This is a genomic window from Streptomyces sp. CB01201 (assembly GCF_002803085.1).
GTDB classification, from domain to species: domain Bacteria; phylum Actinomycetota; class Actinomycetes; order Streptomycetales; family Streptomycetaceae; genus Streptomyces; species Streptomyces hundungensis.
In genome coordinates, this window is record NZ_NNBJ01000001.1 from 134,043 (window position 1) to 148,576 (window position 14,534).

A 14,534-nucleotide genomic window follows, 5' to 3' on the forward strand; every position below is an offset into this window, starting at 1 on the left:
CCAGGGGGGACCCCCATGACGGGCTGGGGCTGCGTGTACGGGCCGGCACCAGTGCTGCAAAGAAGGGGCGCGGGGAACTGCGCGAACGGCCCCTACGGTCCGCGGCCGGAGTCGTCACTCCCGGAGGGGCTCGGGAAGGGGCGGGGCGGGGTCAGAACCCGGGCCCGCCCGCCCGGTCGCCCGCCGCGGCCAGGCGTCCCCACAGCAGATCGGCCAGGGCCCGCACCAACTCCGCGCGGGAGCAAGGGCGTTCGCCCAGCCACCAGTCGCCCGCCGCGTGCATCATGCCGACGATCCCGTGGCCCCAGACCCGCGCGAGCACCTCACTGCCCGGCCCCAGGTCGATCCGCTCCGCGATGACCACGCCCAGGTCCTCGCCCATGCGGCGCAGCAGCGGCGCCGAGTGCCGGCCCACGTCGAAGCCCTGCTCGGACTCGGGCGCCGGCGCGTCCTCGGCGGGGTGCATCAGGAACCGGTACACCTGCGGGCGCGCCTCGATCGCCGCGAGATAGGTCTCCAGGGTCGCCTCGACCCGCTCGCGCCGCTCGGCCGGCGCGTCGAGCGCGGCCCGCAGTGCGGAGAGCAGGGCGTCGGTGTGCCGCTTGGCCAGGGCCCGGTAGAGCCCGCCCTTGTCGCCGAAGTGGCGGTAGAGGATGGGCTTGGTGATGCCCGCCTCCGCCGCGATCGCGTTCATCGAGGCCTGCGGGCCGTCCCGGAGCACCACCCGGTCCGCCGCCTCCAGCAGCTCGCGCCGCCGGCGCTCCGCCGCCGTGCGTTGCTGCTCGGCCTGCTGTGTGGTCTCCATGGGTCTCTTCTCCCCGCCCGTACTGCGCGTCCCGCACTTGCGTATTCCGTGGGTTTCCTGGTCGCGGAAGCCTTGCGCAACGTAACACTCCGCCCGCCCGAGGTGCTGCGGGGCCGGTGGCCGGTTGACAGGGGCTACCCGTCGGTAACAGACTGCGGTTACCGCAAGTAACGCTTGGAGTGGTGGAGGGGACATGGCCGAGTTCACTATGGATCTCAGCGACGACCAGAAGCAGGTCCGGGACTGGCTGCACGGCTTCGCCAAGGACGTGATCCGCCCCGCCGCCGCCGAGTGGGACGAGCGCGAGGAGACCCCCTGGCCGGTGATCCAGGAAGCCGCCAAGGTGGGAATCTACTCCCTCGACTTCTACGCGCAGCAGTTCTTCGACCCGACCGGCCTCGGCATCCCGGTCGCCATGGAGGAGCTGTTCTGGGGCGATGCGGGCATAGCGCTCTCCATCGTCGGCACCGGCCTCGCCGCCGTCGGCGTCCTCGCCAACGGCACCGAGGAGCAGATCGGCACCTGGATACCCCAGATGTACGGCGACGTGAACGACGTCAAGGTCGCCGCCTTCTGCTCCTCCGAGCCGGACGCCGGTTCCGACGTCGCCTCGATGCGCACCCGGGCCGTGTACGACGAGGCCAAGGACGAGTGGGTCCTGAACGGCACCAAGACCTGGGCGACCAACGGCGGCATCGCGGCCGTGCATGTCGTCGTCGCGGTCGTCGACCCCGAGCTCGGCTCCAAGGGCCACGCCTCCTTCATCGTGCCGCCGAACACCCCGGGTCTGACGCAGGGGCAGAAGTTCAAGAAGCACGGCATCCGCGCCTCGCACACCGCCGAGGTCGTCCTCGAAGACGTACGGATCCCCGGCAGCTGCCTGCTCGGCGGCAAGGAGAAGCTCGACGAGCGGCTCGCCCGGTCCCGCGAGAAGGCGAAGGCGGGCGGCGGCGAGCGCGTGAAGAACGCCGCGATGGCCACCTTCGAGGCCTCCCGCCCGGCGGTCGGCGCGATGGCGGTCGGCACCGCCCGGGCCGCGTACGACTACGCGCTCGAATACGCCAGGACCCGCGAGCAGTTCGGCCGCCCGATCATCGACAACCAGGGCATCGCCTTCCAGCTCGCCGACATGCGCACCCAGATCGACGCGGCCCGCCTCCTGGTGTGGCGCGCGTCCTGGATGGCGACCACGGGCAAGAAGTTCGAGTCGGCCGAGGGCTCGATGTCCAAGCTGTACGCCAGCGAGACGGCGAAGAAGGTCACCGGCCAGGCGATCCAGATCCTCGGCGGCAACGGCTTCACCCGCGAGTACCCGGTGGAGCGCATGCACAGGGACGCCGCCATCTACACCATCTTCGAGGGCACCAGCGAGATCCAGCGGCTCGTCATCGCCCGCACCCTGGCGGGCATGCCGATCCGCTAGCGCCCGGCGCGCGGCCCGAAGATCCGGTCGAGGTGATAGCCGAGTGTGGCGATCACCTCGGCCGCTTCGCGTCGCCCGTGCAGCATGTCCCCGCCCAGCCCGATGGCCCCCGACACCAGGAGGTCGGCCTCGTGGCGTGCGTCGAGCCCGCCACGGCAGGCGCCGGCCTCCTGGGCTCGCGCGACGATGTCCGCGACCAGGTCCTCCAGCGGGTGCTCGGCGCCCAGGAACACCGCCGCGAGCGCGGGATCGGTGAGGCTGCGCGCATAGTACGCCGCCAACACCCGCAGCCCCAGGCGCCGTTGCTGGTCGAGCGGCAGGAACTCCGCCATGATCGCTTCGAGCAGCGCCCGCGGGTCGGCCGGATCGTGGGCGATCCGCTCGCGCGCCCGCCGCTCGTTGTCCGCGTGCAGCAACTTCAGTGCGTCGACGAGGAGTTGGTGCTTGCTGCCGAAGTGGTACTGGACCGAGCGCAGCGAGACGCCCGCCTCCGCCGCGATCTCCCGCATGCTCGCCTCGTGCAGCCCGCGTCCCGCCGCGATGCGCCAGACCGCCGAGGCGATCTCCCGCCGCCGGCCCTCCTGCTCCTCGGGTCCCTGCGGCGCCGGCGGCTGGGGCAGGGGTGGCCGCTTGCGGGCCCGGTGGGCCCGGGCCTGGCAGCTGCGCGAGCAATAGCGGGCGGGACGACCTCGCTCGCGGGCCGCCAGACCTGTGCCGCACCTCTCGCATTGCGCCTTCTTTTCGTCACGCACAGAACTGACTATAAGCAGTGAGAATGTGTGACGTAAACCCCAATACGACCTGAATAGCGCCCAGTTCGACTGATACGTTCGTATCAACGAGTGAGTGATTCCGTGGGGAGGGCGACCATGAAGTACGACGTGTTGCAGGTGATCGGCGCGATCGTGATGTGCCTGTTCGCGCAAGGGGCGATCCGCCTGCTCATCGACCACGACAACCACGGACTGCTCGGCTGGATCCCTCTGGCATTCCTGCCCCTGCTGTTCGGCTACGCCGTGCTGATCGCTGTCGGCGGGCTCCTCACCGGCTGGTCCCACACCCGGGCCAAGGCGCTCGGCCGGCGCGACTGACCCCCCGCACGCGAAGGCGCTCCGCCCTCGAAGGAGGGGGAGCGCCAGGGGTTCGCGAAACCGGGTCAGGCGGGCAGGTTCGCCTCGACCAGCGCGACGACCTCGGGGGCCTCGGGCTCGGTACGGGGACGGATGCGGGCCGCCACCTCGCCGGTGGGGGAGATCAGGAACTTCTCGAAGTTCCACTGGATGTCGCCGGCCTCGCCCTCGGCGTCCGCCGTCTTCGTCAGCTCGCTGTAGAGCGGGTGGCGGCCCTCGCCGTTCACGTCCGTCTTCTCCAGGAGCGGGAAGGTCACGCCGTACGTGGCCGAGCAGAACGTGCCGATCTCCTCGGCCGTGCCGGGCTCCTGGCCGCCGAACTGGTTGCACGGGACGCCGAGCACGGTCAGACCGCGCTCGCCGTACTGCTGCTGGAGCCGCTCAAGGCCGGCGTACTGCGGGGTCAGACCGCACTTGGACGCCACGTTCACCACGAGCACGGCCCGGCCCTTGTAGTCGGCGAGCGAGGTCGGCTCGCCGGTCAGGGTGCGCAGCGGGATGTCGTACAGGCTCATCGGTAACTCCTTCTGAAAAAAGGTGAGTTGATCAGTCGGCGGCGGGGGTGAGAGGGCGGAAGAGCCCCTCCTGGACCACCGACACGAGCAGGTGGCCCGCCCGGTCGTAGATCCGGCCGCGAGCCAGGCCCCGGCCGCCCGTGGAGACCGGGGACTCCTGGTCGTACAGGAACCACTCGTCGGCCCGGAACGGGCGGTGGAACCACATCGCGTGGTCGAGCGAGGCCATGTCGAAGCCGCGCGGCCCCCACAGCGGCTCGACCGGGATGCGCACCGCGTCCAGGAGCGTCATGTCGCTCGCGTACGTCAGCGCGCAGGTGTGCACCAGCGGGTCGTCGCCGAGCGGGCCCACCGCACGCATCCACACCGCGCTGCGCGGATCGGCGCCCTTGATCTCATCGGGCGTCCAGCGCAGCCGGTCCACGTAGCGGATGTCGAACGGCTGGCGGCGCGCCATCCGCTCCAGGGCCTCCGGCAGCGCGCCCAGGTGCTCGCGGATCTCCTCGGTGACCGACGGCAGCGACTCCGGGTCCGGGAACTCCAGGCGCGGCGGCAGCTGGTGCTCGATGCTGCCGTGCTCCGGACGGTGGAAGGAGGCCGTCAGATTGAAGATCGTCCGGCCCTGCTGCACCGCCGTGACCCGCCGCGTGGTGAAGGACCGGCCGTCGCGGACCCTCTCCACCTGGTAGACGATCGGCACCCCGGGGCGTCCCGGGCGCAGGAAGTAGGCGTGCAACGAGTGCACCGGGCGCTCGCCGTCCGTGGTGCGCCCGGCCGCGACGAGGGCCTGGCCCGCGACCTGGCCGCCGAAGACCCGCTGGAGGGACTCCTCGGGGCTCCGGCCGCGGAAGATGTTGACCTCGATCTGTTCGAGGTCGAGCAGATCGACGAGTCTCTCCGCCGGGTTGGTCATGTCGTCGCGGTCCTCTCCGAAACGGGGGTGTGGGTCAGAGTTCGCCGACGTCGGTGACGCGCAGCACCGCACGGCCCTCTTCGTCGGAGGCCGCCAGATCGACCTCCGCGCTGATGCCCCAGCCATGGTCGCCGTTCGGGTCGGCGAACGCCTGGCGCACGCGCCACAGGCCGTGCGCCGCGTCCTCCTCGATGGAGAGCAGCTTCGGGCCGCGCGCGTCGGGGCCGGTACCGAGGTCGTCGTACTCGTCCCAGTACTTGTCCATCGCCTCGCCCCACGCGTCCGCGTCCCAGCCGGACTCCGCGTCCAGCTCGCCGAGCGCGCCGAGGTTGTCCAGGGCCGCCAGCTCCACCCGGCGGAACATCGCGTTGCGCACGAGCACCCGGAAGGCGCGGGCGTTGGCCGTGACCGGCTTGACCTCGTCGGCCTTCTCCTGCGCCTCCTCGGCCGTCTGCACCTCGGGGTTGGCGAGCTGCTCCCACTCGTCCAGGAGCGAGGAGTCGACCTGGCGGACCATCTCCCCGAGCCAGGCGATCAGATCCTCCAGGTCCTCGGTCTTGAGGTCGTCCGGGATGGTGTGGTCGAGCGCCTTGTACGCGCTCGCCAGATAGCGCAGGACGATGCCCTCGGTGCGCGCCAGCTCGTACCAGGAGGTGAACTCCGTGAAGGTGAGCGCCCGTTCGTACATGTCACGGATGACGGACTTCGGCGAGACCGGGTGGTCGCCGACCCACGGGTGCGACTTCTTGTAGACGTTGTACGCGTGCCACAGGAGCTCCTCCAGCGGCTTCGGGTACGAGATGTCCTGGAGCCGCTCCATCCGCTCCTCGTACTCGACGCCGTCCGCCTTCATCTGCCCGACGGCCTCGCCACGCGCCTTGTTCTGCATCGCGGCGAGGATCTGGCGCGGGTCGTCCAGGGTCGACTCGACGACGGAGACCATGTCGAGCGCGTACGAGGGCGACTCCGGGTCCAGGAGGTCGAAGGCGGCCAGCGCGAACGTCGACAGGGGCTGGTTCAGCGCGAAGTCCTGCTGGAGGTCGACGGTGAGCCGGATCGTGCGGCCCTCCGCGTCCGGCGTCTCCAGCTGCTCGACCACACCGCCGTCGAGCAGCGAGCGGTAGATCGCGATGGCCCGGCGGATGTGCCGCAGCTGCGCCTTGCGCGGCTCGTGGTTGTCCTCCAGGAGGTGGCGCATCGCCTCGAAGGCGTTGCCCGGCCGGGCGATCACCGAGAGCAGCATGATGTTGGTGACCCGGAAGCGGGAGGTCAGGGGCTCCGGCTCGGAGCCGATGAGCTTCTCGAACGTGGTGTCCGACCAGCCCACGAATCCCTCGGGGGCCTTCTTGCGGACCACCTTGCGGCGCTTCTTCGGGTCGTCGCCCGCCTTGGCGAGCGCCTTCTCGTTCTCGATGACGTGCTCGGGCGCCTGCGCCACGACATAGCCCGCCGTGTCGAAGCCCGCCCGGCCCGCACGCCCCGCGATCTGGTGGAACTCCCGGGCCCGCAGGGTGCGCACGCGCGTGCCGTCGTACTTCGTCAGGGCCGTGAACAGCACCGTGCGGATGGGGACGTTGACGCCGACGCCGAGGGTGTCGGTGCCGCAGATGACCTTCAACAGGCCTGCCTGCGCCAGCTTTTCGACCAGCCGGCGGTACTTGGGCAGCATCCCCGCGTGGTGCACGCCGATGCCGTGCCGGACGTAACGGGACAGGTTCTGGCCGAACTTGGTGGTGAAGCGGAAGTTGCCGATCAGATCGGCGATCTTGTCCTTCTCCTCGCGCGTACACATGTTGATCGACATCAGCGACTGCGCCCGCTCGACCGCCTGGGCCTGGGTGAAGTGCACGATGTAGACCGGCGCCTGCCGGGTTTCGAGCAGCTCGGTCAGCGTCTCGGTGATGGGCGTCGTCACGTACTCGTACGAGAGCGGCACGGGCCGGCTGGCCGAGCGGACGACCGCGGTCTCGCGGCCGGTGCGGCGCGTCAGGTCCTTCTCGAACATCGAGACGTCACCGAGCGTGGCCGACATCAGGACGAACTGGGCCTGCGGCAGCTCCAGGATCGGGATCTGCCAGGCCCAGCCGCGGTCGCCCTCGGCGTAGAAGTGGAACTCGTCCATGACGACCTGGCCGACGTCGGCGTGCTTGCCGTCGCGCAGCGCGATGGAGGCGAGGACCTCGGCCGTGCAGCAGATGACGGGCGCGTCCGCGTTGACGGAGGCGTCACCGGTCAGCATGCCGACGTTCTCGGTGCCGAAGAGCTTGCACAGGTCGAAGAACTTCTCCGAGACCAGCGCCTTGATCGGCGCGGTGTAGAAGGTGACCTCGTCCCGGGCCAGCGCGGCGAAGTGCGCACCTGCCGCCACCAGGCTCTTTCCGGATCCCGTGGGGGTGGAAAGGATCACGTTGGCCCCGGACACGACCTCGATCAGCGCCTCCTCCTGGGCCGGGTACAGGGTGATGCCCTGGCCCTCGGCCCAGGTGGAGAAGGCCTCGAAGAGGGCATCGGGGTCGGCACTCGGCGGCAGCTGATCGATAAGGGTCACGACCCCATCTTGCCTGGCGCGGGGCCGGAAGCGGGAACCGGCCACCGGCGCGAAGATCATCGCAGGTAGGCTGCCAGCTCGGCCCGTTCGCGGACGGGCCGTCAACTGGGTTGCTGAGCAAGAGGAATGGGGCGGGGCACGGCCATGATGGGACCAGCGCACTCACTGTCGGGGGCCGCGGCCTGGCTCGGGGTGGGCGCGGCCGCGGCCGCCACCGGGTACGCGATGCCGTGGCCGGTACTGGTCGTGGGAGCCCTGATCACGGCGGGGGCGGCGCTCGCGCCCGACCTCGACCACAAGTCGGCGACGATCTCGCGCGCCTTCGGGCCGGTGTCCAAGGCGCTGTGCGGCATCGTCGACGACCTCTCGCACGCGGTCTACAAGGCGACCCGGGGCCCCGGCGACCCGCGCCGCAACGGCGGTCACCGCACGCTGACCCACACCTGGCTGTGGGCCGTCCTGATAGGGGCGGGTGCCTCGGCGGCGGCGGTGTTCGGCGGGCGGTGGGCGGTCCTGACCATCCTCTTCGTCCATCTGGTCCTTGCGGTCGAAGGCCTGCTGTGGCGGGCCGCCCGCGTCTCCAGCGACGTCCTGGTGTGGTTGCTCGGCGCGACCAGCGCGTGGATCCTGGCGGGCGTCCTCGACAAGCCCGGCAACGGCTCGGACTGGCTGTTCACCGGCCCCGGCCAGGAGTACCTCTGGCTCGGCCTGCCGATCATTCTCGGCGCCCTGGTGCACGACATCGGTGACGCGCTGACCGTCTCGGGCTGCCCGATCCTGTGGCCGATCCCGCTCGGCCGCAAGCGGTGGGCGCCGCTGGGGCCGCCGAAGGCCATGCGGTTCCGTGCGGGCAGCTGGGTCGAGCTGAAGATCCTGATGCCGGCGTTCATGGTGCTGGGCGGGGTCGGGGCGGCGGGGGCGCTGAACTTCATCTGACGCCGGGCCCGCCTCGGGGGGCTGCCTGTCGGGGGCCGCCTCCGGCGGGGATCGCCCCGCCCCACCCCTTCCCGATGCTCCAGAGTCATAGTTCTGGAGTGATCGGGTCGTGGCGGTATCTACGCAGGTCAAGCGGTCGCGGAAAGTCTCCGTCCCTACCAGGGGCATGGATGAGACCTACGGAACTACCGGAGTAGCGACCGAGACCCTGCGTGGGGTTCGTTGCGTCCGATTGTCGGTGCGCACGGATGAGACGACCAGCCCCGAGCGGCAGCGCGAGGCAGATGACATAGCGGCGGCAGCCCTCGGCATCGACTTTGGCGAGGGCGAGGCACTGCGCGAAGCGGTGGACCTGGACGTGTCCGCGTCCAAGGTCGGCCCCTTCGACCGTCCGCAGCTCGGTATGTGGCTCAAGCAGCCGGACAGCTTTGACGTGCTGGTGTGGTGGCGCTTTGACCGTGCCATCCGGTCCATGGGCGACATGCACGAGCTTGCGAAGTGGGCCAAGGAACACCGCAAGATGCTCGTCTTTGCCGAGGGCATCGGCGGGGGTCGGCTCGTCTTCGACTTCCGCAACCCCATGGACCCCATGAGCGAACTCATGATGCTCATGTTGGCGTTCGCGGCACAGGTCGAGTCCCAGTCCACCAGCGACCGCGTGACCGGCGCGCAGGCTGCCATGCGGAAGATGCCGCTTAGGTGGCGCGGTGGCGGGCAGCCCCCGTACGGTTACGTGCCCGCCCCCATGCCCGCCGAGTTCGGCGGGGTCGGCTGGACGCTCGTCCCCGACCCGGACGCCGTGAAGATCATTGAGCGGATCATTGCCGAGCTGTTGGAAGGCAAGACCCTGCACGCCATCGCACGGGGCCTGAACACCGACAAGGTTCTGTCTCCGGCTGCCCACTGGGCCGCGTACAAGGCGCGCGTCAAGAACGTGCCGGTACCGGAGCGCAAGCCCACACAGTGGCGCGCGAAGACCCTGCGGAACATGCTCACCAGTACCGCACTGCTCGGGTGGAAGACGCACCAGGGCAAGCCGGTCCGGGACGACCAGGGCAACCCGATCATCGCTGCCGAAACAGCGATCCTCACCCGCGAGGAGTTCGACCAGGTGAACGCGCTGGTCGCACCCAAGCCGCGCAGCGAGGGAGCCCCGCAGCGCGAGGACTCCGGGGCCCTGTTGTTGCGTGTGATCCACTGCGCGGACTGCGGCAGCCGCATGTATCTGAACAAGGCAAGCGCCGGAAACGGCCGCAACGTCTACGGCTGCGCGTCCCGTCGGCACGGCACGCTGTGCAACGCGCCCGCCACCATCCGAGCCGACTGGGCCGACGACCACGCAACCGCCGAGTTCCTGCGCCTGGCGGGACAGGTACAGCTCACACGCACCATTGAGATACCCGGGTACGACCCGCAGCCCGAGATTGACGCCACCCTTGCCGAGTTCGAGGAACACCAGAACCAGAAGGGCCGCCAGAAGTCCAAGACCGCACAAGCGGCATGGCAGCGCCACGCGGACGCGCTCGACTCCCGGTTGGCCGAGTTGGAAGGGCGGGAGAAGACCGAGCCCCGCCGCGAGGTGATCGGTACGGGCCGCACCTACGCCGACGAATGGCACGCAGCCGACGTATTCGGGAAGCGCATCATGCTCATTCAAGCGGGAGCCCGGCTCACGGTGAAGCGCGGAACGAAGGGCGGTTGGCGCACGCTCGACCTACGCCGCGTGGACTTCACCATCAGCGGAGAGCTTGACCCCGCCATTGAGGAACACGCGACCGTAGCGGACGAGCTTGCCACCGAGAACCAGCCCGCCCACACCCCCACGGCCGGAGCCAAGGCACACCGCAACATCACTGCACAGGCGTTCGTCACGGCTGCCTAGCGGCCTGCCTGAGACCAGAGCGCGCCCCGGTGATCCCTCACGACCGCCGGGGCTTTCCCATGCCCGCACACGGGCGCGTGGGCCCTCGCCGGCTCGGCGCTACAGCGGGGCAGGGTGGTGTCAGAGTGACGGTTCCAACCACTTTTTTAGAACACGTAGAAAAAATATAAGAGAAGAGAGATCGGACCACTCTTCGGCACACCGCCACGGGTCAGCGTTCCGGGAAACCTCCGCTCTCCACTGCAGCCCGGAAGAGCGTGCAGCGAACCATTCTGCAAGCCCCTCGGGGCTCCGGGATACCTCCGCTCTCCACTGCAGCCCGGAAGAGCGTGCAGCGAACCATTCTGCAAGCCCCTCGGGGCTCCGGGATACCTCCGCTCTCCCGTAAGTAGTGAGGGCGAGCACAACCCGACTGTCCGACTGGACAGAGGAATTCGTCCGTCCCTACTACTTACAGAGAGCGGGACTACCGCGCACCCACCCAACGGGGGAATCCGGCGGACCGTGTGCCCGACTCTCGGAACCAGCGTTGCCCGTGCACCACGCGCCCCGCGTTACCGGGGTGGTCGCAGGGGTCGTGAGGCAACGCGTGCGGGGACTGCACCGCCCACGAGTAACCCGCCCACCAGGGCGTGCCGAAAGGGGTTGTAAGCGCGTGCAGTCCTCACGTTGTCCCGCCTCGCCGGCGAGGACGACACAAGCCCGCTGACCCAACGGCAGAGGTGCGCCGTACCCAATCGGCAGAGTTCCCCGGTTCGAGTCCGGGGGCGGGCACTACGAGTTCAGTGGACGGTCAGCGGCCCGAGTGGTCGATGACGTTGCCATTGGAGCAGTTGTTCTTGTGGTTGCCGGTCCAATCGCTCAGGGCTGGCACCACGGCCAGCTCCTGGATACACACATCGGCGGCGGTGAAGTTCCAGTTGTTGGCGGCGTTCACTCCGCTGCCGAAGTTGTCGTCGTTGTCAGCGTGGGCGGGGGCGGCGAGCGCGACGCTGGCGAGGACCAGCGCAGCGGCGCTAATGATCTTCTTCATGGTCTGGAAACGACCCGCGCGCGTCGGCGACACGGCCGATCACTCTTATGCCAGTACGACCACCCAGGGGGCGCAATGCGCTGTATCGACTGCACCGAGCCCGCGACTCATCGGGGCCGCTGTAAGAGTCACCACGCCACGTACGAGGGTCGTCCGAACGTCCGCTCTCGGCGGGCACGGGGACGGCGACGGGCGAACCGCCAAGACGCTGCCGCACGGCTCCGCCGGCGAGTGCAGGAACGGGGCTCGGCCTGGTGCGACTGGTGCCTAGGGGACTTCCCCGCCGACGGGGTGGACGTGGACCATGTGCGCCCGATCTCCCTCGGGGGCGAGGACATAGACAGCAACGTTCAGGTCTTGTGCCACCCGTGCCACCAGCTCAAGACCCGTACTGAGTTCGGGGCCGCTGTTGCCCCGCAGACACCGCCCTAGACCGGCCCTAACCCGGCTCGTCCTGGTGCGGAAGGGGTGCGGTGTAGGCGTGCACTCTGCCCCGAGTAAGCGCGGGTGGTCCCCGTGCTGAAACCGGGCGGTAGAGACGGTTCGATTCCGTCCACCCCGCGTGCATGACACCGCCCCGGCACGGGCTCTTGCGGGCTCGCGCCGGGGCGGTAGGGAGCTATGCAGAATGCGACCCGTCGCCGTCTGCCCGGATGTCAATTGCCTGGAGCCCCTTCGGGCCCTGCTCCACGACGAAAGTGACCGGTGCACCCTCATCGAGGGTCCGGAAACCGTCCATCTGAATTGCCTGCTGGTGGGCAAATAGCTCATCTACCCCGAGCCCGTGTCCATCGTCAGGCGTGATGAACCCGTACCCCTTACTGGCGTTGAACGACTTAACACGGCCCTTCATGCGCGGCTTATCGCCTGACATCGCTGGTCCCTCCAAGAGTTGGTAGTTGGGCTGCCGCCCGCCGGGTGATGTTGCCCCTAGTCGGAACCCCCCACACCACCCGAAAGGAGGACCCTCTTATGCCCCGTAAGCCCCGCCCCCCTTGCTCTGTCCCCGGCTGCCCCGAGCTGACCACGGGTGGGCGCTGTGAGGCTCACCGACGCGAGGCCGAGCAACAGCGCGGTACGAGTGCAGAGCGGGGCTACACGACGCGTTGGCAGCGCGTCCGTAAGGCGTACCTGTACCGCAACCCGTGGTGTCTGCTGTGCGGTCGCACGGCCACGGTCGCGGACCACTTCCCTTTGTCTAGGCGTCAGTTGGTGGCCGAGGGCGTGGCCGATCCGGACGCGTTCAACAGGCTGCGTCCGTTGTGCACGCGCTGTCACAACCGCGAGACCGCTAAGCGGCAACCGGGCGGTTGGGCAGCCGCAAATGTGAAGCCAATTCGGACATAAATACCGTTCCGACCAGGGGGGTACTCCCCTCCCCTCCCGCTCCAGATCGGCAGGGAGGCAAAAAACTTGCATGGCTAATTAGGGCGTTTCCGTGGGTGTCGCCAGCAACCGGCTGCGACGCCTTTTTGTTTATCCACTTCAACACAAGGAATCCATAATGTCTTTGACTCTTGCTGAATCCGCGAAGCTCTCTCTTGACCAGCTTCAGCGCGGTGTGATTGAAACGTTCGTCCAGGAGTCGCCGATCCTGGACCGGCTCCCGCTTATCCAGGTCCAGGGCAACGCCTACCGGTACAACGAGGAATCGACTCTTCCCGGGGTCTCGTTCCGGGGCGTGAACGAGGCCTATCCGGAGAGCACGGGCACGCTGAATCAGCGGATCGAGACTCTTGCCATCCTCGGCGGGGATGCCGACGTGGACAAGTTCATCGCGCAGACCCGGGGCAACATCAACGACCAGCGGGCCATCCAGATCATTATGAAGGTGAAGGCGGCGTCCGTTCACTTCTCGGACCAGTTCTTCAATGGTGATGTGGAGGTGAACCCGAAGGGATTTGACGGTCTGCGTAAGCGGCTGTTCGGCGGTCAGGTCCTGGACGCGAAGGGCGTCGGTCCGGTGGTCAACGGTCATGATTTCTTTGATGCGTTGGACGCCTTGGTCGCTCAGGTGCGTGGCATCGGCGGGTCGAACGGCGCGCTCTACATGAACGCCGCACTCCGGGCGAAGATCGAGTCCGGCTTCCGGCGGCTCGGCGGCGCCGAACTCCTCTCGGCCGACATCGCCGGGAAGCGCACCGTCACATGGAAGGGCATCCCGCTGCTTGATGCCGGTCAGAAGCTGGACGGCACCGACGTGCTCCCCATGACCATCGGAACAGGGGGCAAGCAGACCGGCGACATCTACGCCGTGCGCTTCGGTGCCACCGAGGCCGACGCCGGAGTAAGCGGACTGACCAACGGCGGCGTGCAGGCCACCGACCTCGGCGAGTCCCACGACAAGCCCGTCTACCGCACCCGCATCGACTTCTATTGCGGCCTCGCCCTCTTCGGCGGCAAGGCCGCTGCACGGCTGACCAACGTCCTCGCCGGCTGACCCGCACCACTGAGCCCCCGCACTCGCCACCCTCAATAGGGAGGCAGGTGCGGGGCTTTCGCCATGTCCAGGCCTCTCAAGTCCCGCACAGGAACGCCCTCTTGCGTCGGCAGGCCGCAGGGGCGACGCTCGTGCAACGATGCGCAACTGACTCGACATCGGAGGCGATCATGTCCCTACTCTTCTTCGGCAAGGACCCCAACACGAACGGCGACGACTGCCCCACGGTGTGGGTGGACGACAAGAACGCAGACCTCCTCTTTCAGGGGTGGAAGGCTGACGAAGAGACCGAAGCGGAATGCCTTACGGTCGGCCACATCCCGGACAGTGAAGCAGTGATCAGGATTCCGGCCCGCATGGTGCCGCTCATCAGGAAGGCGTGCGATGCCGCCGAGGAACGTTCCGCCCTTCGCTGAACTGATCAGCGAGTGCCACCACTCCGCCGTGCATCTGGAGATGCGCGATGTCTACGGCGTGGCGTCCGAGGCTGACGACTTCGCGCAATGGCGAGAGCGCGGCGTGATCACGCCAGAGTCCGTGGAGCGTCGTCGTTCCTGGCTTGATCTGGTGCGGGAAGCGGTAGGTCGTGGAGTCGTTATGCGGCGCGCGCGTGTCGTCTCCGTGCCGGTAAGTGAGTACATCCGCTACGAGCATGCTGGGACGTATCTCAATGTGGAAGCTGGAGAGCTGGTTCGCTGGCTTCCCCGCCGAGACGCTGCGACGCTGGCCCTTCCCGGCGCCGATTTCTGGCTATTGGACGGCCGGCTGATTCGGTTCGGGCACTTCACCGGAAACGGTGCGTCGGCAGGGCATGAGCTGTGCGGCGACCCAGCAGTGATCAAGCTGTGCGCTGACGCCTTCGAGGGAGTGTGGGAGCGCGCCACGCCGCATGAGCGGTTCACGGTCTGA

15 protein-coding genes are annotated in these 14,534 nt (G+C 68.5%); 8 read left to right on the forward strand and 7 right to left on the reverse strand.

What is annotated here, in order from left to right; translation table 11 throughout:
• Positions 1-151: 151 nt before the first annotated feature.
• Positions 152-805: a TetR family transcriptional regulator gene (locus CG740_RS00640; protein WP_100572874.1), complete on the reverse strand. Its 654-nt coding sequence runs from the start codon at positions 803-805 to the stop codon at positions 152-154.
• Positions 806-998: 193 nt separating this feature from the next.
• Between CG740_RS00640 and CG740_RS00645 the strand changes: the two genes are divergently transcribed.
• Complete coding sequence (locus CG740_RS00645; protein WP_100572875.1) at positions 999-2,228, forward strand: acyl-CoA dehydrogenase family protein; 1,230 nt, start codon at positions 999-1,001, stop codon at positions 2,226-2,228.
• Here the strand turns inward: CG740_RS00645 and CG740_RS00650 are convergent.
• Positions 2,225-2,980, reverse strand: coding sequence for a TetR/AcrR family transcriptional regulator (locus tag CG740_RS00650; RefSeq protein ID WP_234375972.1), 756 nt, complete (start codon positions 2,978-2,980; stop codon positions 2,225-2,227). The two genes, CG740_RS00645 and CG740_RS00650, sit on opposite strands and share 4 nt — an antisense overlap.
• A 117-nt stretch (positions 2,981-3,097) precedes the next feature.
• Between CG740_RS00650 and CG740_RS00655 the strand changes: the two genes are divergently transcribed.
• On the forward strand, positions 3,098-3,319 hold the full coding sequence (locus CG740_RS00655; RefSeq protein ID WP_100572876.1) for a hypothetical protein: 222 nt from the start codon (positions 3,098-3,100) through the stop codon (positions 3,317-3,319).
• A 65-nt stretch (positions 3,320-3,384) separates the two neighbouring features.
• Here CG740_RS00655 and CG740_RS00660 read toward each other — a convergent pair whose 3' ends face one another.
• Genes CG740_RS00660 through CG740_RS00670 form a run of 3 tightly spaced genes read right to left on the reverse strand, consistent with a single transcriptional unit; the run spans position 3,385 to position 7,394 of the window.
• Positions 3,385-3,873, reverse strand: coding sequence for a glutathione peroxidase (locus CG740_RS00660; protein WP_100572877.1), 489 nt, complete (start codon positions 3,871-3,873; stop codon positions 3,385-3,387).
• Between the two features lie 31 nt (positions 3,874-3,904).
• Positions 3,905-4,786, reverse strand: a complete 882-nt coding sequence (locus tag CG740_RS00665) for an acyl-CoA thioesterase (protein WP_100572878.1) — start codon at positions 4,784-4,786, stop codon at positions 3,905-3,907.
• A gap of 34 nt (positions 4,787-4,820) precedes the next feature.
• Complete coding sequence (locus CG740_RS00670) at positions 4,821-7,394, reverse strand: DEAD/DEAH box helicase (protein ID WP_100572879.1); 2,574 nt, start codon at positions 7,392-7,394, stop codon at positions 4,821-4,823.
• An 84-nt stretch (positions 7,395-7,478) separates the two neighbouring features.
• On the opposite strand from CG740_RS00670, the gene CG740_RS00675 reads away from it, so the two are divergent.
• Positions 7,479-8,270 carry a metal-dependent hydrolase gene (locus CG740_RS00675; RefSeq protein WP_100572880.1) on the forward strand — a complete coding sequence of 264 codons (792 nt, stop codon included), beginning with the start codon at positions 7,479-7,481 and terminating at the stop codon, positions 8,268-8,270.
• A gap of 166 nt (positions 8,271-8,436) precedes the next feature.
• Positions 8,437-10,152 (forward strand): recombinase family protein, encoded by a 1,716-nt coding sequence (locus tag CG740_RS00680; protein ID WP_100572881.1) that lies wholly within the window; start codon positions 8,437-8,439, stop codon positions 10,150-10,152.
• A 793-nt stretch (positions 10,153-10,945) separates the two neighbouring features.
• Here the strand turns inward: CG740_RS00680 and CG740_RS00685 are convergent.
• Positions 10,946-11,185, reverse strand: coding sequence for a hypothetical protein (locus CG740_RS00685; protein WP_100573581.1), 240 nt, complete (start codon positions 11,183-11,185; stop codon positions 10,946-10,948).
• Positions 11,186-11,260: 75 nt separating this feature from the next.
• Between CG740_RS00685 and CG740_RS00690 the strand changes: the two genes are divergently transcribed.
• Entirely contained in the window at positions 11,261-11,617 is a 357-nt protein-coding gene (locus CG740_RS00690; RefSeq protein ID WP_100572882.1) for an HNH endonuclease, read from the forward strand.
• A gap of 187 nt (positions 11,618-11,804) precedes the next feature.
• On the opposite strand, the gene CG740_RS00695 is transcribed toward CG740_RS00690, so the two are convergent.
• Positions 11,805-12,038, reverse strand: a complete 234-nt coding sequence (locus CG740_RS00695) for a cold-shock protein (protein WP_100573582.1) — start codon at positions 12,036-12,038, stop codon at positions 11,805-11,807.
• 651 nt (positions 12,039-12,689) lie between these two features.
• On the opposite strand from CG740_RS00695, the gene CG740_RS00705 reads away from it, so the two are divergent.
• From CG740_RS00705 to CG740_RS00715, 3 genes are all read left to right on the forward strand, one after another.
• Entirely contained in the window at positions 12,690-13,625 is a 936-nt protein-coding gene (locus tag CG740_RS00705; protein WP_100572884.1) for a major capsid protein, read from the forward strand.
• Between the two features lie 101 nt (positions 13,626-13,726).
• Entirely contained in the window at positions 13,727-14,041 is a 315-nt protein-coding gene (locus tag CG740_RS00710; RefSeq protein ID WP_324901026.1) for a hypothetical protein, read from the forward strand.
• Positions 14,010-14,534, forward strand: coding sequence for a DUF6879 family protein (locus tag CG740_RS00715; RefSeq protein WP_100572886.1), 525 nt, complete (start codon positions 14,010-14,012; stop codon positions 14,532-14,534). The genes CG740_RS00710 and CG740_RS00715 overlap by 32 nt, the downstream gene beginning before the upstream one ends.

Coding starts and splice junctions, on each gene's coding strand:
- CG740_RS00695 (WP_100573582.1), bottom strand. CDS start 12,038: ATGAAGGGCCGTGTTAAGTCGTTCAACGCCAGTAAGGGGTACGGGTTC.
- CG740_RS00675 (WP_100572880.1), top strand. CDS start 7,479: ATGATGGGACCAGCGCACTCACTGTCGGGGGCCGCGGCCTGGCTCGGG.
- CG740_RS00685 (WP_100573581.1), bottom strand. CDS start 11,185: ATGAAGAAGATCATTAGCGCCGCTGCGCTGGTCCTCGCCAGCGTCGCG.
- CG740_RS00670 (WP_100572879.1), bottom strand. CDS start 7,394: ATGATCTTCGCGCCGGTGGCCGGTTCCCGCTTCCGGCCCCGCGCCAGG.
- CG740_RS00645 (WP_100572875.1), top strand. CDS start 999: ATGGCCGAGTTCACTATGGATCTCAGCGACGACCAGAAGCAGGTCCGG.
- CG740_RS00655 (WP_100572876.1), top strand. CDS start 3,098: ATGAAGTACGACGTGTTGCAGGTGATCGGCGCGATCGTGATGTGCCTG.
- CG740_RS00665 (WP_100572878.1), bottom strand. CDS start 4,786: ATGACCAACCCGGCGGAGAGACTCGTCGATCTGCTCGACCTCGAACAG.
- CG740_RS00640 (WP_100572874.1), bottom strand. CDS start 805: ATGGAGACCACACAGCAGGCCGAGCAGCAACGCACGGCGGCGGAGCGC.
- CG740_RS00680 (WP_100572881.1), top strand. CDS start 8,437: ATGGATGAGACCTACGGAACTACCGGAGTAGCGACCGAGACCCTGCGT.
- CG740_RS00690 (WP_100572882.1), top strand. CDS start 11,261: ATGCGCTGTATCGACTGCACCGAGCCCGCGACTCATCGGGGCCGCTGT.
- CG740_RS00715 (WP_100572886.1), top strand. CDS start 14,010: ATGCCGCCGAGGAACGTTCCGCCCTTCGCTGAACTGATCAGCGAGTGC.
- CG740_RS00705 (WP_100572884.1), top strand. CDS start 12,690: ATGTCTTTGACTCTTGCTGAATCCGCGAAGCTCTCTCTTGACCAGCTT.
- CG740_RS00660 (WP_100572877.1), bottom strand. CDS start 3,873: ATGAGCCTGTACGACATCCCGCTGCGCACCCTGACCGGCGAGCCGACC.